The sequence below is a fragment of the Nocardia sp. NPDC020380 genome, from assembly GCF_044386975.1.
Lineage (GTDB): Bacteria > Actinomycetota > Actinomycetes > Mycobacteriales > Mycobacteriaceae > Nocardia.
This window is the reverse complement of the sequence record NZ_JBIRVQ010000001.1, coordinates 483,963-503,810: the sequence shown is the minus strand read 5'-3', so window position 1 is coordinate 503,810 and position 19,848 is coordinate 483,963. Positions and strand designations below refer to the sequence as shown.

Genomic DNA, 19,848 nt, shown 5'->3' with positions numbered 1-19,848 from the left:
ATCCCATCCGGTATCGGGATCCTTAGGGGATTGGTACGTATTTGTATCGGATCGCTATCAGAACTCTTCACCAGCGAGCCCCGGAGGGGTCCTCCCGGCCGGTCGGAGCGGCTGCGGGCGCCGATAACGACAGCCGAGGCCAATCCGTGACATCACGATGCAACTGCCGATCGTGACTCGCGACCACGACGGCCGCGCCGGTCGCCCGCAAGGCCTCGGTCAGTTCGTCGACCAGGGCGATGGACAGGTGATTGGTCGGCTCGTCCAGTAGCAGCACATGCGGCCGGGTCGCCAGCGCGCATGCCAGGTCGAGCCTGCGCTGCTGACCCATGGACAACTCGCCGACCCGCTTGTTCGCATCGCGGGCCGAGAGCAGGCCCAGCGCCGCCAGCCCGGCCGCTTCACCCTCGGCGAGCAGGCCCCGCGTCGTCAGTTCCGCGATCTGCTCGGCGAAGACCTCCCGGGCCGTGCGATGCGGCGGTTGCGCCGACTCCTGCCGCAGCAGCCGCACCCGCGCCTGCCGCGCCCGCTGCACCGTGCCGCTGGCCGGGGCCAGCAGGCCGGCCAGGACCGCCAGCAGCGTGGACTTGCCCGCACCGTTGCCGCCGGTGACCAGCAGGTGATCACCGGAAGCCACCACGAGATCGACCGGCCGCGGCAATCGCCGTGCGACAGTCACGTTTTCGGCCCGGACCAGGAGTACGCCCGGGCGGACCGGCAGCTCCGGCATGGTGAACCGCTGCGGGGGAACGGGTGCGGTGAGGCGATGGCGTTCCAGCTCGTCCTGCCGGCGATGCACCGCGCGAGTCAAGGCTCCGGCCCGGGTGGCGCGCTGATGTTTGCCGGTGCCCTTGTCCGGCCGCCAGCCGGTGACGAGGCGGTTCTGCGCCTTCGACAGATCCTGCGCCAGGCGCGTGCGCTCGGACTGCTGCTCGGCGTATTCGGTTTCCCAGCGCTCGATTTCGGCGCGGCGGCCCTCCCGATAGCCGGGGAAGCCGCCGCCGTAGACACGCGGGACGCCGTCCGGTGTCGGATCCAGGTCAAGGATCGTATCGGCGACATCCGTGAGCAGCGCCCGATCGTGGCTCACGACCACCACGCCGCCCGGATGGACGCGCAGCCGGGCGGTGAGGAAATCCAGTGCGGCCCCGTCGAGATGATTGGTCGGCTCGTCCAGTAGCAGGAAATCGTCACCGCCGGCCAGCAATACGGCCAGCCGCACCCGATAGCGTTGTCCCACGGACAGACTCGACAGCGGGCGGGTTCGATCGGTGTGCGCGCCGAGTCCCGCCAGTGCGATATCGACGCGCCGGTCGGCGTCCCAGCCGTCCAGTAGTTGCACGAGATCCAGTGCGGCACTGTACTCTTCGTCCGCTCCGGGCTGTTCCGCGGCGAGCGCCAGCGTCGCTTCGTCGAGCCGGTGCAGGGCCGCGCGCGTGGCGGCGAGCTGTTCGTCGATGACATCGCCGATGGTGCGGTCGTCGTGGCCGGGCATCTCCTGGGTGGCGAGGGCCAGCGTGCCGATGCGCTGCACACTGCCCGCGTCGGGGGTGAGCTCACCCGCGAGAACATGCAGCAGTGTGGATTTGCCGCGCCCGTTCTCACCGACGATGCCCCAGCGCGAGTTCGGTGTCACCCGCATGTCGACGCCGGTGAGCACTGCGCGGTCGCCGCGCTGCACCCGAATGTCCGAACAGGTCAGTTGTGCCCGGGCACGGGCAGGGTGGGTCCAGATGGTCATGGTTCTTCCTCCGGGCACACGTCATCCGCCGCAGCGGGAAAGGGTGTGGTGTGCCGTGACTCGATGAAGGACGCACTCGGGGCGCGTCAGGGCATCGAGGTATCTCAGAGGAAGAAGGGAAGTTGCACGTCACCGAGGCTAACAAGGGCCCCGGTGACGCGTCGACCCATTTTCCGGCTATTCGGCGCCGGCGACCAGGGTTTCGAGGGTGAGGGTGGGGTGTTCCTTCTGGACGTAGGCCAGTTTCCACTTGTCGCCGAAGAGGGCGAGGAGGACGCCGTCGGTGCGGGTGAAGACCTCGACGCCGCGCTGCCGGGAGAGCTCCGGGGCCGATTCGGCGTCGGTGCGGCGGGCGATCTGGTACGGCAGGTGGTCCATGGTGGTTTCGACGTTGTATTCGCCGATCATGCGCGCGGTGACGACCTCGAACTGCATGGGGCCGACCGCGGCCAGCACGGGGGCGGCGTCGCCGCGGGCGTCGTTGCGCAGGACCTGCACCACGCCTTCGGAATCCAGCTGGTCGATGGCCTTGCGGAACTGCTTGTACTTGCCGGCGCTCTGCGCGCGCAGCACCGCGAAGTGCTCGGGGGAGAAGGACGGGATGGGCGGGAATTCCACCTTCTTGTCCACGAACAGGGTGTGGCCGGGGGCCAGGGCGGTCGCGTTGACGAGGCCGACCACATCACCCGGGTAGGCGGTGTCGACGGTGGTGCGTTCGCGGCCGAAGACGGTGAGCGCGTACTTGGTGGCGAACGGGCGCCCGGTCTGCGCGTGAGTCACCACCATGCCGCGCTCGAATTCGCCGGACACGATGCGCATGAAGGCCAGCCGGTCGCGGTGCGCGGTGTCCATGCCGGCCTGCACCTTGAAGATGACGGCGCTGAACGGATCCGCGGTTCCGCGTTCGCCGCCGTTCGCGTCCTTGCGGGCGCGCGGCGCGGGCGCGAGTTCGATCAGCGTCTCGAGGATCTGGCGCACACCGAAATTCAGCATGGCGGAGGCGTAGATGACGGGGGAGGTCTGCCCGGCCAGGAACATCTCCTGATCGTGGTCCTGCCCGGCGGCGGAGAGCAGTTCGCTCTCCTCGGCGGCGGTCTCCCACACATCGGTCTCGCGTTCGGCGGCCTGCTCCGGGGTGTAGTGCTCCTCGGGGGCGATGGTCGCGCCGCCGGCGGTGCGGGTGAAGTGGATGTACTCGGTGGCCGCGCCCTCTTCGCCGCGGCGTAACAGGCCGCGGAAGTCACCGGCGATACCGACCGGCAGGAACAGCGGGGTCGGGGTGAGGCCGATGCGCTCGAGGATCTCGTCCAGCAGTTCCAGCGGCGCGCGGCCCGGCCGGTCCCACTTGTTGATGACGGTGATCACCGGAATGCTGCGGTCGCGGGCGACCTGAAAGAGCTTGAGCGTCTGCGGTTCCAGGCCCTTGGCGGCGTCGATGAGCATGACCGCCGCGTCGACCGCGGTGAGGACCCGGTAGGTGTCCTCGGAGAAGTCGGAGTGACCGGGGGTGTCCACCAGGTTGATGACGCAGTCCCCGTACTCGAACTGCAGCGCGGTCGAACTGACCGAGATACCGCGCGCCTTCTCCATCTCCATCCAGTCGGAGACGGTCGACTTGCGCCCGGCCTTGCCGTGGATCGCGCCCGCCTCCGAGATGACCTTGGCGTGCAGCGCCAGCGCCTCGGTGAGCGTCGATTTACCCGCGTCCGGATGCGAGATCACCGCGAAGGTGCGCCGCCGCGCCACCTCGTCGGCCAGCCGCCCGGTGCTGGGTGCGGTGGTCGCATCGGTGTTCGGCGAACTCACTGGGGACTCCTTTTGCGCAGACGATGGCAGCCGTTCCAGGGTACTGGTCGGCGCGGCCGGTCAGCGCGCGAGGCCGAGGAGGTCGATCTCGATGGTCAGCGGGACAGTGACCGCGAGGGTGCCGCGGTGGATCCCGGTGGGTACGTAGAAGCGCGTCGTGGCGTCCAGTTCGTACGAGTGAATCGCCGGTTTGCCGTCCTCGTCCTCGACGCGCCAGTAATGCGGAATGCCGGCTCGTGCGTATTTGAACGGCTTCGTTTCGCGGTCGCGTTCCATCGATTCGTCGGAGACCACCTCGACCAGGAGCAATACCTGCTCCGGCAGGAATTGGGTGCGATCGGGGTCGTACGGAACACGGCCGATGAGTACGTCCGGTTCGGGCCGGCTGGTCTTGCTCAGCCGCACGGTCATCTGCGCCTCGACGGTATGCCCTTCCGGCACTTGCCCTTCCAGCGCCGCGGTGAGCCGTCGGATCACCCGATCGTGCCACGACCGTTGCGGAGACATCATGAAGATCAGCGCTCCATCGATCAATTCGGTGTGACGGGGCAGGTCCGGAATGCGATCCAGGTCGTCCGCTTCCCAGCCGGTAGGCCGCGGCGGATACATCCATGCCGGTAGCGTTGCGGTCATTTGGCATCCGTTCCTGGCTGCGGTGATCTCCTGAACCCAGCCTAACGGTCGACGGTGACCGGGGTCAGGCGGGAGTTCCCAGGTATTGGGCCACGGCCCACTCGACGAGCAGGGGTACGTCGGTGCCCGGGGCGATCGCCTCGTAACTGCGGTTGGCTACCACGACGGCGATGCCGTGCAGGTTCGTCCAGAGGCTGAGGGCGCGGGCGCCGGACGGATCGTCGACGGCCGCGGCGACCAGGCCGCGCCAATGCCGGAACAGCGGCAGGGTGGCGGTCTCGCACAGGTTCTCCCCGGCGCCTTCGAGCAGGTCGTGCCGGAACATGAGGGTGAACATCTCGCGGCGGCGGGTGGCGAAATCCACGTAGGCCAGGCCGGTGCGGATCAGTCGTTCGCGTGGCGAATCCGCTTGTACCGCTTCGATTTCGGTGCGGAGATCGGCGTAGCCGCGGGCGGCGATGGCGGCGAGCAGGGCGTTGTGGGTGGGGAAGTACCGGCGGGGTGCGCCGTGTGAGACGCCTGCCGCCCGGGCGATGGCGCGCAAGCCCAACTGACCCGCCTCGATGTCCTCGAGCATTTCCACGCCGGCTGTCACCAGCCGATCCCGCAGGGGCTCAACCGCACTCATAGGTCACCTTCATCGCCAAACAGGAGTACTTCACCGAAGGTGGCTTCCGCGGCCGGATCAATCGCTGGGTCATGAAGGCCACCGGACAGGTCCCGGTCGACCGGACCGGCGGCGGTAGAGGCTCCGATTCGCTCGCTGCCGCGGTCCGTATTCTCGAGCAGGGCGGAATCTGGGGCATTCACCCCGAGGGCACCCGTTCCCCCGACGGCCGTATCTATCGCGGCCGCACCGGTGTCATCCGCGTCGCCATGGAGACGGGCGCGCCCGTGATTCCCGTCGTCCTGTCCGGCACCGATCGCGTGAACCCGCGCAACCGGCGTTTCCTGCGTCCCGCGAAAGTGCGTGTCTCCTTCGGCCGCCCCCGTTATTTCCTGCCCGCCGATCAACACGGCGTGCGCACCGCCACCGACGAGCTGATGGCTGATATCGTGCGGCGGTCCGGGCGCCCGTATGTGGACTGCTACGCCACGACTTTCAAGGCGAGCGCCTGATAGTGCATCAGGGGCCCCCGTTGCAAGGGGTTTCGGGGCTGCGTGTTAGAGTTCTCGGGTTGTCTCGGCGAGGGTGCGGCACCAGCTGCCCACCGTGATCGACGCGGCTCGGCTATCGCGCCGTCTGTGTTCGTTCCATTTCGCCCGACGAGCAGACCAATACGAGTCAGGACGCCACCGTCTCCTGACGCGCATGCAGACCGAAGCCGACAGCCGTAGGAGCCAATCGTCATGTCCGACGTTTCCATTCTCGAAGCCACCGTTCGCACCGAATTCGGCAAGGGTGCCGCCCGCCGTACCCGTCGTGACGGCAACGTCCCGGCCGTGCTGTACGGCCACAACGAGGAGCCGAAGCACCTCGCCGTGAACGCCCAGGCCTTCGCCGCCATCCTGCGTCAGAACGGCACCAACGCCATCCTGAACCTGGAGATCGAGGGTCAGAAGCAGCTCGCGATGACCAAGTCGGTCGTCGTGCACCCGATCCGCCGCTACATCGAGCACGCCGACCTGCTGATCGTGCGCCGGGGCGAGAAGGTCACCACCGACGTGAACGTCGCCCTGGTCGGCGATGCCGCGTCCGGCACCCTGGTCACCCAGGGCACCACCGTGCTGTCCATCGAGGCCGAGGCCCTGCACATCCCCGAGTCCATCGAGGTCTCCATCGAGGGCGTCGAGGCCGGCACCCAGATCCTCGCGGGCCAGATCGCGCTGCCGAAGGGCGTCACCCTGGCCGGTGACCCGGAGGCGCTGATCGTCAACATCATCGCCGCCCCGGCCGCCGAGGCCGCCGAGGGTGAGTCGGCCGAGGGCGCCGACGAGGCTGCCGCCGAGTAATTCGGTCTCGCACAACGGTTCTCGATGACCGAGGCAACGGCCGGGCCCGTGCTCGTGATCGGACTGGGTAACCCCGGACCCGAATACGAGCGCACCCGGCACAATGTCGGCTTCATGGTCGCCGACGTGCTCGCGGAGCGCGTCGGCGGCCGTTTCACCGTGCACAAGAAGTCCGGCGCGGACCTGCTCGAGGCGCGCCTGGACGGCCGCAAGGTGCTCATCGCCAAGCCGCGTTCCTTCATGAACCTGTCCGGGCGCCCCGTCGCGGCGCTGGCCAAGTTCTTTTCCGTGCCCGCCACCGATGTGATCGCCGTGCACGACGAACTGGACCTGCCCTTCGGCACCATCCGCCTCAAGCGCGGTGGCGGCGAGGGCGGCCACAATGGCCTGCGCTCCATGTCGCAGGCGCTCACCACCAAGGACTACCTGCGGGTCCGCTTCGGTATCGGCCGTCCGCCCGGCCGCCAGGATCCCGCCGATTACGTCCTGAAGCCGTTCTCCGCACCGGAACGCAAGGAAGTTCCGGTCATCGTGGAACAGGCGGCCGACGCCGTCGAGCTGTTGCTCCGCGTCGACCTCGAAACAGCCCAGAACCAGCTGCACTGACGCTGGCTCGCTGAAAACCTTTGTCAGGCAAGCCGATCGGCCGTCGCCGCGCGGCGTAGCTTGCCCGACGAGGTTTTCGGCAGCGCGCCCGGGCCCAGCACCGTGACACTGCGCGGCCGCGCGCCCACATCGGCGAAGACGGCGTGCACGATCTCGTGCTCGATGCGTTTCACCTCGTCGGGATTCTGAAAGTCGTTGCTTTCCACCACGATCGCGAAACTCTCGCGTTTCTGCCCGGCGTCCAGCCGCACGGCCACCGCATTGCCCGGGCGTACGCCGTGGATACGCAGCGCGGCGCGTTCGATATCGGTGGGGAAGATATTGCGGCCGCCCATGATGATGACGTCCTTGATACGGCCGCACACCACGATCAGGCCCTCATCGGTGAAATAGCCGATATCACCGGTGTCGAGCCAGCCGTCCGCATCCTGGGCGGGCCGGAAACCGGACACCGTCACATAGCCGGAAGTGACCGCGGGACCGCGTAATTCGATGACACCGACACTGCGCACTGGCAGTGGTTGCCGCTCGTCGTCGACGACGCGGCCCTCCAGATTGTCGACCAGGTGGCCGAGCGTGGGCAGGCGGCGGATCGCGCTCTGATGGTGTTCCGGATTCTTCACCGGGACCGCCTTGCCGAGCGCCTCCAGCAGGTCCGCGTCCACGACGTCGAGTACCTGCCCGAGTCCCGGATCGGGGACGGACACGGCCAGGGTGGTCTCGGCCATGCCGTACACGGGGGTCAGCGCCATCGGGTTGAGCCCGAACCGTTTTCCGGCCTCGGTCATGGCCTCCATGGTGTCCGGATCGACGGGTTCCGCGCCGTTCCACATGTACCGGATGCTGCTCAGGTCGAGCGCCCCGTCCTCGGCATTGCGGAGTCGGCGCGCCAGCAGCGAATACGCGAAATTTGGTGCCGCGGTGACGGTGCCGCGGTATTTGGAGATCAGCTCGGCCCACAGTAGCGGCCGCGTCAGGAAGTCCAGCGGCGTCACGCACACCACTTCCGCGCCGAATTGCATGGGCACACTGAGGAATCCGACCATGCCCATGTCGTGGAACAGCGGCAGCCAGCTGATCATCACATCTTCGGCGAGCTGGAATTTCACCCGATCGAACATGGCGTAGGCGTTCACGAAGAAATTGCCGTGCGTGATCCGCACGGCCTTCGGCGAACCGGTCGACCCGGACGTCAGCTGCTGCAGTGCGATATCGGATTCCGCGGTGGGCACCGGATCGATCGCCGGGCCCGCGCGCATGCTGTCGATGGTCACCACCGCGATGCCGCGTTCGCGCAGAATCGGTTCCGCCGCTTCGAAAGGCGCGCCCAGGATCACCGCCCGCGCCTCGATCATCCGCAGCACGGTTTCGGTGTCGCGCGCCCACAGCGCCAGATCGGTGCGCGGGGTCGGCTGGTGCAGCATGGTGATGGAGGCGCCGCGCATCCAGATCGCCTGGCAGGCGGGCGCGATATCCACCGGCATGCCGGCCAGCACACCGACCGCGTCACCGTGGCCGATCCCGGCCGCGGCCAGCCCGCCCGCCATGCGCCGGGCGATGCGATGGATCTCGCCCCAGCCCTGGCGGCGCGGCGCGTCCGGTTCCCCGGTGACGAGACCGCGCTCGGACAGGCGTGCGGTGGCATACATTTCGTCGGTGAAGCGGCTCACGATCGGCTCCTCGAGACGGCGTCCGGCTCACCCCAATATCCCGCGTCCGCGGAGGCCCGTTAACCGTTTCGGCGTTACGCGAGTGCTTTGACCGCTTCCACGAAGCGATCCAGCTCGTCGAACCCGACAAAGCAGTGCGGCGAGGCCCGCACCACCGACGCCAGACCGCGGTCGCTCATATCCAGCAACGTCGAGGAACGATGGCTCACCGTCACGGTGATGTCCTGCGCGCGCAGCCGGTCGCGCACCTCGATCGGATCCAGCTCGCCGACGGTGAAGGACACGATGCCCGCGTGCTGGGTGCCGCGGTCCCGCACCGTGACACCCGGAATCTCCGGGAGCGTCTTGCGCAGGTACGCCGCGCGTTCCGCAATGGCCTCGTACACCTGCGCCGGACCGAGATCCAGCAGGTAGCGCACGGCGGCGCCGAGACCGAGGCGGGCGGCCACATCGCATTCCCAGAATTCGAACCGGCTTGCATCGGGGGCCAGCGTGTAATCGTCGGGCGCGGTCCATTCCGCGCTGTGCAGATCGAGGCGGCCCGGTTCCATGGACATGGCCAATTCCGGCCGCACGTACAGGAATCCGGTGCCGCGCGGCCCGCGCAGCCATTTGCGGCCGGTGGCCGACAAGGCGTCCACATCCAGTTCGGCCACGTCCAGCGGCAACTGCCCGGCGGACTGGCACGCGTCCAGCAACACCAGCGCCCCGACCCGATGCGCGATGCGCGCGGCCTCGGCGACCGGGTTCACCAGGCCGCCATTGGTCGGAACGTGCAGCAGCGAGACGAGTTTCACGCGCTCGTCGAGCATCGATTCGAGCGCGTCGAGATCCAGCTGCCCGCTGCTGTCGCTCGGAATCGTCTCCACCACGGCACCGGTCTGCCGGGCCCGCTGCAAGGCCGCGATCGCATTGCTCGCGTAATCCGCGCCGGAGATCAGAATTCGATCACCCGCGGCCAGCGGCACCGCGTAGAAGAAATCACTCCACGCGCGACTTGCGCTGTCGCCGAGCGCGATAGCCCCGGGATCGGCATTGACGAGTTCGCCGATCGCCGTCTTCACCGCGTGCAGGTCGTCCAGCCGCTCGTTCGCCGCGGCATAGCCGCCGATCTCGGTCTCGCGGCGCAGATGCTCGATCATGGTGTCCAGCACGACCCGCGGCGGCAGCGACGATCCGGCGCTGTCCAGGAACACCCGGGATGGCTCGGTGGAGTCGTCGAAAGCGGCGATGTCGGCCCGGAGGCGAGTCAGATCCAGCACTCTTTCGACGATAGTCAACGATCGCACGGCCCGGGGCGACCGTTCGGTCCCCTCGCCGGCGGCCGTGCGCGGTGAGCCGAGGCCGTGGATTCATGGCCGATATCCGCTGGCGTGGGTTTGCGGACTTGCCTCGTGAACCGGCATCGCGGGGATCTCCAGGTGCGCCGGTGCTCACGGGCTGAGCAGGGCGAATTCGGTCGATACCGACATTTTCCGCCGATCGGCGGACGTCGCGGAATCCGCAGGGGCGGCTGGGCTGTTCCCCAATTCGTCAGATTTTTTGTCATGGGTGGTCGTTACCCTGGTTTGGGTCGCTGTCGATCCCCACGGCGACTATCCGTTGAGCGGAGGTTGGTCATGGCCTTCACGGCTTCCCCTGCCGACGCCCTGCGAAACGGTCTTGCCTTACAGACGCCCGACGGCGAGTTCAGCTCACGCGCCGCCGCCGAAGCGTATGTCGAGAAGATCTGTTTCAAGCAGGGCCCACCGGCACTCATAGGCGCCGAACTGGAGTGGCTCACCGCGCAAGGTGAGTCTTCGGCGTCCGACCCGCGTCCCGACCTGGAAGTTCTGGCCGACGCACTCGGACCGTATGCGCCAAGGTCCATTTCCCCTGATTCCCCGGCGGTGCCATTGCCGGGAGGCAGCCGGGTCACCATCGAACCCGGCGGTCAGATCGAATTGTCCAGTGCCCCCTTCGGCAGTGCCGCCGAACTGTGTGAGCGCCTGCGGTCCGATACGGCCCGCCTGCGGGAGCTGCTCGAATCCCGCACCATCCGAACCTTTTCCGCCGCCGCCGACGCGCATCGGCCTTCCCGGCGGGTCCTGCAGTTGCCGCGTTACCGCAGCATGGAGCAATCCTTCGCCGGTATCGGGCCCTACGGCGCGCTCATGATGTGCAATACCGCCGCCACCCAGGTGAGCGTCGACGCCGGTAGCGATCGGGGGGAGATCGCCGCGCGCTGGCGGGCCCTCTACGCCGCCGGACCGGCCCTGGTGGCGGCGTTCGCCTGTTCACCCGTGCTGGAGGGCGCGCCGCCGGGCACGTGGGCCTCACAGCGCATGCGGGCGTGGTTGCGACTGGACCACCTCCGTACCCGGCCACCCGTGCACGATTGGGCCGATCCCATCGCGGGCTACGCGCGCTGGGCGCTGGACGTGCCGCTACTGTGCGTCCGCTCGGACGGCGCGGACTGGACCGCGCCGGCCGGGGCCACCTTCGCCGACTGGCTGTGCGGCGCGCTCGACGGGGAGCTCGACCGCCGGCCCGACCGCGCCGACCTCGACTATCACCTGACCACGCTGTTCCCGCCGGTGCGCGCCGCCGGGTACCTCGAGGTCCGGTACATCGACGCCCAGCCGGAGGCGGACTGGGCGGTGCCGGTGCACGCCGTCGACGCGCTCATGTCCACCCCCGCGACCGTCGCCGAGGTGAGGACGCTCGCCGCCGGCACGGCCGGTCGCTGGTCCGAGGCCGCATGCCACGGGCTGGCCGATTCCGAATTGCGTTCCACCGCAAGCGACCTGCTCGAGCTGGCCGCCGCGCGTGCCGCAACCCCCGGCGCGGCACGGCAATTGGCCGCCGCCGCCGAACGATGTCGCAGCGGCCGCACTCCGCTCGACGATTCCGAACCACGAGGTGTGCTGTCATGAGTATTCAGTTGCCCGGCACCGACCGGGCCGAGACCGAGCGGTTACGGGAGAAGATCGCCACCACCCTGGAACGGGCCCGCGCCCGCACGGCCGGGCTCACCGCCCTGGACGAAGCCGAACTGGTGGCACAACATTCGCGCATCATGAGCCCGCTGGTCTGGGATCTGGCGCATATCGGAAATCAGGAAGAACTCTGGCTGGTGCGGGACGTGGGCGGGCGCGAACCCGTGCGCGCCGATATCGACCAGCTGTACGACGCGTTCAAGCATGCGCGGGCGGATCGGCCCGCGCTGCCGTTGCTGAATCCGCAGGAGGCCCGCGCGTATGTGGGCACCGTGCGGGAGAAGGTCTGGGATGTGCTGGAGCGCAGCCCCTTACGCGGCAATGAGCTGGTGTCGGACGGTTTCGCCTTCGGCATGATCGCCCAGCACGAGCAGCAGCACGACGAGACCATGCTGGCCACCCACCAGCTGCGTACCGGGGAGGCCGTGCTGTCCGCGCCGCCCGCTCCGGCCGCGCGGGTGCGGGTCAGCGGTGAAGTCGTCATTCCCGCAGGCGAATTCGTCATGGGCACCGATACCGACCCGTGGGCGCTGGACAATGAGCGGCCCGCGCATCCGGTGCACGTACCCGGGTTCGCCATCGATGCCGCACCCATCACCAACGAGCAGTACCTGGCCTTTCTCGCGGACGGCGGTTACGAACGCCCGGAATTGTGGTCCGAGCGCGGCTGGGCGCATCGTGCCGAGGCCGGTCTGGTGTCCCCGCAGTTCTGGGAGCAGGACGGCGGCGGTCATTGGTGGCGGCGCGTTTTCGGCACCATGCAGCAGTTGCGGCCCCAGCAGCCGGTGGTCCACGTCTGCTGGTTCGAGGCCGAGGCCTACGCGAACTGGGCGGGCAAACGCCTGCCCACCGAAGCCGAATGGGAGAAGGCCGCGCGCTTTGACCCGGCTACCGCCCGCACCCGCCGCTACCCCTGGGGCGACGCAGATCCGGACGATTCGCTCGCGAATCTCGGTCAGGCACACCTGGAACCGGCGGACGTCGGCGCCTACCCCTCCGGTGCCTCGCCGGCGGGCGTGCATCAGCTGATCGGTGACGTCTGGGAGTGGACCGCCTCGGGCTTCGACCCGTACCCCGGCTTCCACGCCTTCCCGTACCGCGAATACTCCGAGGTCTTCTACGGCGGCGACTACCGCGTCCTGCGCGGGGGCTCCTTCGGCGCCGACCAGGTGGCCAGCCGCGGCACCTTCCGCAACTGGGACCACCCCATCCGCCGCCAGATCTTCTCCGGTTTCCGCCTGGCCAGAGACTTGAGATCGGACGAACGCTGATGTGCCGCCACCTCGCCTACCTCGGTCCCCCCACCGCGGTCGGCGACCTCCTCACGCGCGGCCCCCACTCCCTCCGCACCCAATCCTGGGCCCCCCGCGAAATGCGCGGCGGCGGAACAATAAACGCCGACGGCTTCGGCGTCGCCTGGTGGCATCCGGCGGACCCCGCCGTGCACACCCAGGGCCCCGGCGTGACATGGCACGGCGGCCTCACCCCCGCGCCCGCCGCGTCCTCCGATCCGGCCAATGCCCTGCTTGCCAGCCGATATCGGAACGCCGCCCCGATCTGGACCGACCCGGCCGTCGATGAGGTGCTGCCGCAACTACATTCGACCGCCGTCCTGGCAGCCATCCGCTCGGCGACCGTCGGTATGCCGGTCGAACGGGCTGCCTGCGCCCCGTTCACCCACGGCCGCTGGGCTTTCAGCCACAACGGCGCGATCCCGAACTGGAGGCGAGTCTTGACTGCCGTAGCGGCGCAATTCGGTTCGCCATCGCTGCTCGAGGCGGAATCGCTGACGGATTCGGCCGCCCTGTGGGTGATCCTGCACGGGTTGCTCACCGACGGGCAGTCTCCGGGCGGTGCGGCTGAGCAAGCCACGTTGGCGGATGACGGCGCGGTGCAGTCCTTTTCGTCCGCGTCGTCGGTTGCCTTCGGGTCGAGCGTGAGCGTGTCTGCGGTATCGGGGAGCGCGCCGCGGGTGGCGGCGTGGAGCCGGACCTCGGTGGCGGGTGGGGCGAACGTCTCCGGTTCCGGGGGCGCGGCGGCCGCCGGCGGCTTGCCACCCGAGGTCGCGTTGCGGCTGGTGACCGCGGCGGTGCTGGCGGAGGAGCCGGGGGCGCGGCTGAATTTGCTGTTGGGGGATGGGGAGACGGTTTGGGCCACTACCAGGCATCACTCGTTGGCGGTTCTTGCTGGTGAGGGGTTTGTGGTGGTGGCTTCGGAAGCTTATGACGATGATCCGGGCTGGTTGGCGATTGCCGAAGGGCAGTTGGTGGTGGCGCGGGTCGGGCGGCTGAGTGTGGAGCCGCTGGAAAAACTTAGTGGAAAGGCTTTTTCATGAGTTCGGCGACGCTGGAAGTTCATTTGACCGACGAGGATCTGACGGCTGGGCTGCGCGAGGATGTGCGGCTCGGGCTCACGGCGGAGCCGAAGTGGCTGCCGCCCAAGTGGTTCTACGACGCGCGGGGGAGTGAGCTGTTCGAGAAGATCACCGAGCTGCCGGAGTATTACCCGACGCGGACCGAGCGGGCGCTGCTGGAACGCGTGGTCGGGGAGATCGCGCAGGTTGCGCAGGCGGAGATCCTCGTCGAGCTGGGGGCGGGGTCGGCGGCCAAGACCCGGCTGCTGTTGCAGGCGCTGACCGCCGGTGGGCCGTTGCGGACCTATGTGCCGCAGGATGTTTCCGGTGCGGCGCTGAGCGCGTCGGCGGCGGAGGTGGCGGAGGAGTTCCCGCAGCTGAACGTGCACGGTGTGGTCAGTGATTTCACGGCCACGCTGGACAATCTGCCGCGCGGCGGCCGGCGCATGATCGCCTTCCTGGGCGGCACCATCGGCAATCTGGTCCCGGCGGAGCGGGCGGATTTCCTCCGCGCGATTCACGATGTGCTGGAACCGGGCGAGCAGTTGCTGCTGGGCGCGGGATTGGTCATCGATCCCGCGGTGCTGGTGCCCGCGTACGACGATGCGGCCGGTGTCACCGCCGAATTCAATCGGAATGTGCTGCATGTACTGAATGCCCGGCTGGGTGCGAACTTCGACCCGGAGAAGTTCGCGCATGTGGCGTTGTGGGATGCCGAGCAGGAGTGGATCGAGATGCGCCTGGAGGCAACCGAATCCATGACGGTCGAAATCCCCGAGCTAGAACTGACCGTCCAGTTCGATAAGGGCGAACAGCTGCGCACCGAGATCTCCGCCAAATTCCGCCGCGAAGGTCTCGAAAGCGAGCTGGCCGCAGCCGGTTTCACCACCGAGCGAATCTGGACGGACGCAGACGACCGGTTCGCACTTTTGCTGGCCGAACGCCGCTAGAAACCGGCATTCACGGCACCGCCGCACTGCCTCCGATTTAGTATCGGAGGCAGTGAAGCCGTGGGAGATATTCGGCCTCGCCCTGGGCGTCGTCGCATTCTGCCTGGCCCTGCCGCTGCTGCTGGGCTGGAGCCGGGAACGCCTGTGGTTCGGCGGCGGCACCCTGCTCCTGCTCGGCGCTCTCGCCCTGATCCTGGTGCCCCTCCCGCATCCGGCCGGCCCGGTCGACTGCGGCACCGTGCTCGCGCCCCGGCACACCTGGACCGGTCAATCCCTGTGCGCCGCCGAATCGAACTGCAGCAACCCCGATTTCCGCCTGCAATGCGCCGACAATCGCACCGCGCGCTGGCAGACCATCGCCATCGTGACCACCGGCTCGCTCGCGATCATGACCGTGAGCGGCGCCCGGGTCATCCCGTCACGGCCGCCAGCCACTCGATGAGCGGCCGCAACTGCTCCCAGGCCTTGCGGATCTCCTTGCCGGCGCGCGGCGTGTTCAGCCATTCGGGCGCGCCGAATTCCCGGCTGGCGACGAGGGATCGGTGCCGCAGTAGTTCGATGCGCGGATGGTCGAGGTCGTAGCCCTTGGGCTTGGTCTTCAGCTTGTCCCCGCCGATGCTGTACCCCTTCGAGTTCAGCTGGGACAGCAGGGCTTCCAGCTCCGGCCCGCGCACGTCATTGTCGATGGTGGTGCGCAGGCCGGCCAGCTGATCGGGCGAGGGGCCGTAGATGCCGCCCGCCACGAACAATCCGGCCGCCCCGATCTGGACGTACCAGCCCGCCCCCGCCGAGGAATGCACGACCGCGCCCTGATGATCCTTATAGGGCGACTTGTCCTTGGAGAACCGGACATCCCGGTACGGCCGGAAAATCTTGGCCTCGCCGAAATCGTTCTCCAATTCGGCCGCAAGGGCTTTCATCGGGTCCCGGACCGACTCCTCCCAGACCTGCTTGTTCGCATTCCAGAAGGCCTTCGAGTTGTCGGCTTCCAAGTCCTCGTAGAAATCGAGTCCCGTGAGCGGGAATCCGGTGAATTGCGCCATGGCTACTTATTCTTGGGCATGACCCCGGAACCGTAGATCGCCAGGCCGATACCGAAACCGATCACCATGCACACGCCCGCGGCGATGGCGGCCCACTTACCCAGCGGCTCGCCCTTCTTGTTGCCGACGATGCCCAGCACGATGCCGGCGATGCCGAAACCGGGCGGGCAGAACAGCAGTGCGATAGCGGCACAGACGAATCCGATGATGGAGTAGGTCTGGGCGCCGGTCCGCGGCGGGGGCGGCATCTCGCCGTAGGGCTGCGACGGGTACGGCTGGTACGCCGGTTGCCCGTAAGGCTGCGGCTGCCCGTACGGCTGCTGACCGTAGGGCTGCGGCGGCTGGCCGTAGGGCTGCTGACCGTAAGGTTCCGCCGGCTGCCCGTACGGCTGTTGCCCGTAAGGCTGCTGACCATAAGGCTGTTGCCCGTACGGCTGCTGCGCTTCGGGCCCCGCCGGGTAGGTCGGGTATCCGCTCGGCGGCTGGTCGGTGGGCGGGTACTTGAACGTCTCGCCGGCGGGCGTCTCGCCCTCCGGCGTGGCCGGGGCTTCGGGCTTCTTGAACATGTCGTCCGGTCCCGTACCGGGTTCGTTCGGCGGCGTGCTCATATCGAGCCCTTCCTCGTGATGGTGTCAAGCCTTCACATGGGTATCACAATGCGGGGCCTTCTGCGCAACACGTTTCAGTCGCCCGGTTCGTCCACTATGTCCATAGCGGCGAGCTCGGCGGGCCGGTCGTCCTCGGCGGCGTTCTCCTCGCGCCGGCGACGGCGGGTCCATTCCTGATCGAGTTCGGCGCCGATGCCCAGGCGGCCCTCGTCGTCGCTCTCGCGATTGGTGATGACGAGGTCCCGGGGCGGGTCGGTGATGTACCGCTCGTACTCGCGGATCTCGTCCTCTTGATCGTCGTCGCCGAGGTCGTAGTCGACATTGTCGACGTCGCTGTCGAAGACCTGGTCGGTGTCGAAGACCTCGTCCATCAGGCGGGCGTCGTCCTCATCGGGCCGGTCGGCCATTCGGCACCACCTCTCCGCGCCTTTCAGCGCACCAGTAGCAAACCCTGAGTCCGCGTTCAACGCTACCGCCTGACCCGCCCGATTCATACGAGCCCGTTTCAAACTCGCGCCAGGTCTCCGCGCACGAAAAAGCCCTCCCGCGTGCGCGGGAGGGCTCTCGTGTCCGGGTGCGGTGCGCGGGTTACGCGTTCCCGTTGAAAAGGCCGGTGACGGAACCGTTTTCGAAGACCTCGCGGATGGTCATGGCCAGCAGCGGGGCGATCGACAGCACGGTCAGCGTCGGGAACTTCTTGTCCTCGTCGATGGGCAGCGTGTTGGTGACCACGACCTCCTTGGCGCCGCAGTTGGCGAGGCGCTCGGAGGCGGGGGCGCTGAGGATGCCGTGGGTGGCGGCGATGATCACATCGTTCGCCCCGGCCTCCTTGAGCACCCGGACCGCGCCGGCGATGGTGCCACCGGTGTCGATCATGTCGTCGATCAGCACGCAGGTGCGGCCTTCGACCTCACCGACGACGCGGTTGGCCACGGTCTGGTTGGGCACCAGCGGATCCCGCGTCTTGTGGATGAACGCCAGCGGCGCGTCCGCGAGCGAGTTGGCCCACTTCTCGGCGACCTTCACGCGGCCCGCGTCGGGCGAGACGACCGTGATGTTGGACAGGTCGTAGTTGTTGCGGACGTGCTCGGCCAGCTGCACCTGGGCGTGCATGTGATCGACCGGGCCGTCGAAGAAGCCCTGGATCTGATCGGTGTGCAGGTCGATGGTGATGATGCGATCGGCGCCCGCGGTCTTGAGCAGGTCGGCGATGAGGCGCGCGGAGATGGGCTCGCGGCCGCGGTGCTTCTTGTCCTGCCGGGCATACGGGTAGAAGGGCAGCACCGAGGTGATGCGCTTGGCCGACCCGCGCTTGAGCGCGTCGATCATGATCAGGTGCTCCATGACCCACTGGTTCAGCGGGGCCGGGAAGCTCTGCAGCACGAAGGCGTCGGAGCCACGTACCGATTCCTCGAACCGGACGAAGGTCTCTCCGTTCGCGAAATCGCGTGCGGTCTGGGGGGTGACGTGGACGTTGAGTTCCTTGGCCACCGCCTCGGCGAGCTCGGGATGAGCGCGTCCGGAGAACAGCATCAGGTTCTTCTGGTTATCGGTAGAGAACGCGGTCACTGACGTTCGCCATCCTTTTGCTCGTCGGTAATCTCATTGGCCGTCATCGCCGTCTTCACGGTTGGCCTTTTCGGCGGCTTCCGCCGCACCGGTGCCCGGTCGATTCCGTTGCACCCAGCCCTCGATATTGCGCTGAGCTCCACCCGATACCGCGAGGGCACCCGGAGGAACATTTCTGCGCAGTACAGTACCCGCTGCCGAGTACGCGCCGTCACCCACCGTTATCGGAGCGACAAACATCGTGTCGCTTCCCGTTCGCACATGTGAACCGACGGTGGTGTGGTGTTTCTTCACCCCGTCGTAGTTGACGAACACGCTGGACGCGCCGATGTTGCTGTACTCGCCGATGGTGGCGTCGCCGACGTAGGTCAGATGCGGGACCTTGGAGTGCGCGCCGATGGTGGCGTTCTTGGTCTCCACGAAGGTGCCGATCTTGCCGTCCTCGCCGAGCGAGGTGCCGGGCCGCAGATAGGCGAACGGGCCCACGCTGGCGCCCGGTCCGATCTTGGACTTCTCGCCGTGCGTGCGGATCACCTTCGCGCCGTCGCCGACGGTGACGTCGGTGAGGGTGGAGTCCGGGCCGATCTCGGCGTCCTCGCCAATGACGGTGTCGCCCAACAGTTGTACGCCCGGCCGGATGACGGCGTCGCGGCCGATGACCACATTGCCGTCGATCCAGGTGGTGGCCGGATCGATGATGGTGACCCCGGCCCGCATGTGCCGTTCCAGGATGTAGCGGTTCAGCGTGCGCGCCGCGCCGGCCAGTTGCACCCGGTCGTTGACGCCGGTCACCTTGGCCCAGTCCAGCAGTCGCGCACCGTGAACCGGATGCCCGGCCTCGCGGGCCAGCTTCAGCACATCCGTGAGATACAGCTCGTGGCGGGCATTGGCGGTATCGATGCGCGAGATCATGACGCGCAGCACAGCGGCGTCGAAGACGTAGACGCCGGAGTTGACCTCGGTGATGGCGGCCTGCTGCGGAGTGGCGTCGGCGTGCTCGACGATCTCCAGCAGATGACCCTCGGCATCGCGGACGATGCGGCCGTATCCGTTCGGATCTTCGGGCACGAAGGTCAGCACCGTGACCGCGGAACCGTCAGAATAGGAATTGTGCTCGTCGAGCAGGGCGTTCAGCGTGTGCCCATCCAGCAGTGGCACATCCGCGTAGGTGACCAGGACATTGCCCTGGTAGCCGGCGGGCAGTGCGGTGAGCGCGCACTGCACGGCGTGCCCGGTGCCGCGTTGTTCTTCCTGGACCGCCAACACGATCTGGCGGCCGATTTCTGCTCCCACCTTGCCCACCGCGTCGCCGACCTGTTCGCGGTCGTGCCCGATCACGGTGATGAGGTGCGTCGGATCGATCTCGTTCGCCGCATGCAGCGCGTGCGCGAGCATGCTGCGGCCGGCCAGCGGGTGCAACACCTTGGGGGTCTTGGACCGCATTCGGGTTCCGGCTCCGGCGGCGAGAACGACGACGGCGGTCTGCTGTGGCATGGATCTCCCTCGGCTGCCGGTCATCGTGCTGAGTTCTTGTCGTTGCTTAGCCACAGTGGTGGGTCAGCGATGTGCGGGGCCAACGATAGTGACCCTGCTCGCGAGCTCCGCCGCCAGGACTCGAACCTGGACAAACTGAACCAAAATCAGTTGTGCTGCCATTACACCACGGCGGATTGCAGCGTCATGCGGGGCCAATCCTCGCATGAACCAGCCCCATTCGTCGAACCGCTTCGGGGGACCGGTCGGACGTGTTGCGTTCGGCCAGCGCGTCGCTGTCCCGTAAGTTTGGGAACGCAACAGCAGATTGGCAGGGTCCGGGTAACTCCGGGGGTACGGGCGAACTCGGCAGGGTCGCCGACCGCCGGTCCGCGACGCAAACCGAGTTACACCTGACATATCGGCAAAAGGCGCGGAGAGGCGGATTAGCGCGATGACGACGGA

At 67.8% G+C, this 19,848-nt stretch carries 18 protein-coding genes, 1 tRNA gene and 1 pseudogene; 8 read left to right on the top strand and 12 right to left on the bottom strand.

All coding sequences use genetic code 11. The features are described 5' to 3' along the window. Nucleotides 1-67: 67 nt before the first annotated feature. From ACH438_RS02340 to ACH438_RS02325, 4 genes are all read right to left on the bottom strand, one after another. On the bottom strand, nt 68-1,741 hold the full coding sequence (locus tag ACH438_RS02340; protein WP_397000247.1) for an ABC-F family ATP-binding cassette domain-containing protein: 1,674 nt from the start codon (nt 1,739-1,741) through the stop codon (nt 68-70). A gap of 177 nt (nt 1,742-1,918) precedes the next feature. After that, on the bottom strand, nt 1,919-3,547 hold the full coding sequence (locus ACH438_RS02335) for a peptide chain release factor 3 (RefSeq protein WP_397000245.1): 1,629 nt from the start codon (nt 3,545-3,547) through the stop codon (nt 1,919-1,921). A gap of 60 nt (nt 3,548-3,607) precedes the next feature. Then, the gene (locus ACH438_RS02330) at nt 3,608-4,180 is read right to left on the bottom strand and encodes a Uma2 family endonuclease (protein ID WP_397000243.1); all 573 of its coding nucleotides are present in this window, start codon (nt 4,178-4,180) and stop codon (nt 3,608-3,610) included. 64 nt (nt 4,181-4,244) lie between these two features. Further along, a complete protein-coding gene (locus ACH438_RS02325; RefSeq protein ID WP_397000241.1) occupies nt 4,245-4,808 on the bottom strand; it encodes a TetR/AcrR family transcriptional regulator in 564 nt (187 codons plus the stop codon). Between the two features lie 11 nt (nt 4,809-4,819). Here ACH438_RS02325 and ACH438_RS02320 point away from each other — a divergent pair, with 11 nt between their 5' ends. The 3 genes from ACH438_RS02320 to pth all read left to right on the top strand — a co-directional run bounded on the left by ACH438_RS02320 (nt 4,820) and on the right by pth (nt 6,739). Further along, a complete protein-coding gene (locus ACH438_RS02320; RefSeq protein ID WP_397000739.1) occupies nt 4,820-5,299 on the top strand; it encodes a lysophospholipid acyltransferase family protein in 480 nt (159 codons plus the stop codon). Nucleotides 5,300-5,530: 231 nt separating this feature from the next. Further along, nucleotides 5,531-6,133, top strand: coding sequence for a 50S ribosomal protein L25/general stress protein Ctc (locus tag ACH438_RS02315; RefSeq protein WP_397000239.1), 603 nt, complete (start codon nt 5,531-5,533; stop codon nt 6,131-6,133). Between the two features lie 24 nt (nt 6,134-6,157). After that, entirely contained in the window at nt 6,158-6,739 is a 582-nt protein-coding gene (pth, locus tag ACH438_RS02310) for an aminoacyl-tRNA hydrolase (RefSeq protein WP_397000237.1), read from the top strand. Nucleotides 6,740-6,762: 23 nt separating this feature from the next. On the opposite strand, the gene ACH438_RS02305 is transcribed toward pth, so the two are convergent. Further along, nucleotides 6,763-8,409: a fatty acyl-AMP ligase gene (locus ACH438_RS02305; RefSeq protein WP_397000235.1), complete on the bottom strand. Its 1,647-nt coding sequence runs from the start codon at nt 8,407-8,409 to the stop codon at nt 6,763-6,765. Between the two features lie 74 nt (nt 8,410-8,483). Then, the gene (locus ACH438_RS02300; RefSeq protein WP_397000233.1) at nt 8,484-9,671 is read right to left on the bottom strand and encodes an aminotransferase class V-fold PLP-dependent enzyme; all 1,188 of its coding nucleotides are present in this window, start codon (nt 9,669-9,671) and stop codon (nt 8,484-8,486) included. Between the two features lie 357 nt (nt 9,672-10,028). Here ACH438_RS02300 and egtA point away from each other — a divergent pair, with 357 nt between their 5' ends. From egtA to ACH438_RS02275, 5 genes and pseudogenes are all read left to right on the top strand, one after another. Continuing rightward, entirely contained in the window at nt 10,029-11,324 is a 1,296-nt protein-coding gene (gene egtA / locus ACH438_RS02295) for an ergothioneine biosynthesis glutamate--cysteine ligase EgtA (protein ID WP_397000231.1), read from the top strand. Next, nucleotides 11,321-12,658, top strand: a complete 1,338-nt coding sequence (egtB, locus tag ACH438_RS02290; protein WP_397000229.1) for an ergothioneine biosynthesis protein EgtB — start codon at nt 11,321-11,323, stop codon at nt 12,656-12,658. Before egtA ends, egtB begins: the two co-directional genes overlap by 4 nt. Further along, nucleotides 12,658-13,218, top strand: a pseudogene (locus ACH438_RS02285) (hypothetical protein); the annotation flags it as partial. The gene egtB and the pseudogene ACH438_RS02285, both read left to right, overlap by 1 nt. A gap of 500 nt (nt 13,219-13,718) precedes the next feature. Further along, nucleotides 13,719-14,690, top strand: coding sequence for an L-histidine N(alpha)-methyltransferase (egtD, locus tag ACH438_RS02280; protein ID WP_397000227.1), 972 nt, complete (start codon nt 13,719-13,721; stop codon nt 14,688-14,690). Between the two features lie 52 nt (nt 14,691-14,742). Next, the gene (locus ACH438_RS02275) at nt 14,743-15,132 is read left to right on the top strand and encodes a hypothetical protein (RefSeq protein ID WP_397000225.1); all 390 of its coding nucleotides are present in this window, start codon (nt 14,743-14,745) and stop codon (nt 15,130-15,132) included. Here ACH438_RS02275 and ACH438_RS02270 read toward each other — a convergent pair. The 6 genes from ACH438_RS02270 to ACH438_RS02245 all read right to left on the bottom strand — a co-directional run bounded on the left by ACH438_RS02270 (nt 15,101) and on the right by ACH438_RS02245 (nt 19,580). Continuing rightward, nucleotides 15,101-15,733 (bottom strand): DUF2461 domain-containing protein, encoded by a 633-nt coding sequence (locus tag ACH438_RS02270; protein ID WP_397000223.1) that lies wholly within the window; start codon nt 15,731-15,733, stop codon nt 15,101-15,103. The genes ACH438_RS02275 and ACH438_RS02270 overlap by 32 nt on opposite strands. 2 nt (nt 15,734-15,735) lie before the next feature. Continuing rightward, entirely contained in the window at nt 15,736-16,341 is a 606-nt protein-coding gene (locus ACH438_RS02265; protein WP_397000221.1) for a hypothetical protein, read from the bottom strand. Nucleotides 16,342-16,415: 74 nt separating this feature from the next. Next, entirely contained in the window at nt 16,416-16,748 is a 333-nt protein-coding gene (locus ACH438_RS02260) for a hypothetical protein (RefSeq protein ID WP_397000219.1), read from the bottom strand. 181 nt (nt 16,749-16,929) lie between these two features. Next, the gene (locus ACH438_RS02255; protein ID WP_397000217.1) at nt 16,930-17,910 is read right to left on the bottom strand and encodes a ribose-phosphate diphosphokinase; all 981 of its coding nucleotides are present in this window, start codon (nt 17,908-17,910) and stop codon (nt 16,930-16,932) included. A 33-nt stretch (nt 17,911-17,943) separates the two neighbouring features. Further along, a complete protein-coding gene (gene glmU, locus ACH438_RS02250; protein WP_397000215.1) occupies nt 17,944-19,404 on the bottom strand; it encodes a bifunctional UDP-N-acetylglucosamine diphosphorylase/glucosamine-1-phosphate N-acetyltransferase GlmU in 1,461 nt (486 codons plus the stop codon). 105 nt (nt 19,405-19,509) lie between these two features. Then, nucleotides 19,510-19,580: transfer RNA gene (locus ACH438_RS02245), tRNA-Gln, on the bottom strand. Nucleotides 19,581-19,848 lie beyond the last annotated feature (268 nt).

Coding starts and splice junctions, on each gene's coding strand:
- ACH438_RS02340 (WP_397000247.1), bottom strand. CDS start 1,741: ATGACCATCTGGACCCACCCTGCCCGTGCCCGGGCACAACTGACCTGT.
- ACH438_RS02330 (WP_397000243.1), bottom strand. CDS start 4,180: ATGACCGCAACGCTACCGGCATGGATGTATCCGCCGCGGCCTACCGGC.
- ACH438_RS02325 (WP_397000241.1), bottom strand. CDS start 4,808: ATGAGTGCGGTTGAGCCCCTGCGGGATCGGCTGGTGACAGCCGGCGTG.
- ACH438_RS02315 (WP_397000239.1), top strand. CDS start 5,531: ATGTCCGACGTTTCCATTCTCGAAGCCACCGTTCGCACCGAATTCGGC.
- pth (WP_397000237.1), top strand. CDS start 6,158: ATGACCGAGGCAACGGCCGGGCCCGTGCTCGTGATCGGACTGGGTAAC.
- egtA (WP_397000231.1), top strand. CDS start 10,029: ATGGCCTTCACGGCTTCCCCTGCCGACGCCCTGCGAAACGGTCTTGCC.
- egtB (WP_397000229.1), top strand. CDS start 11,321: ATGAGTATTCAGTTGCCCGGCACCGACCGGGCCGAGACCGAGCGGTTA.
- egtD (WP_397000227.1), top strand. CDS start 13,719: ATGAGTTCGGCGACGCTGGAAGTTCATTTGACCGACGAGGATCTGACG.
- ACH438_RS02270 (WP_397000223.1), bottom strand. CDS start 15,733: ATGGCGCAATTCACCGGATTCCCGCTCACGGGACTCGATTTCTACGAG.
- ACH438_RS02265 (WP_397000221.1), bottom strand. CDS start 16,341: ATGAGCACGCCGCCGAACGAACCCGGTACGGGACCGGACGACATGTTC.
- ACH438_RS02260 (WP_397000219.1), bottom strand. CDS start 16,748: ATGGCCGACCGGCCCGATGAGGACGACGCCCGCCTGATGGACGAGGTC.
- glmU (WP_397000215.1), bottom strand. CDS start 19,404: ATGCCACAGCAGACCGCCGTCGTCGTTCTCGCCGCCGGAGCCGGAACC.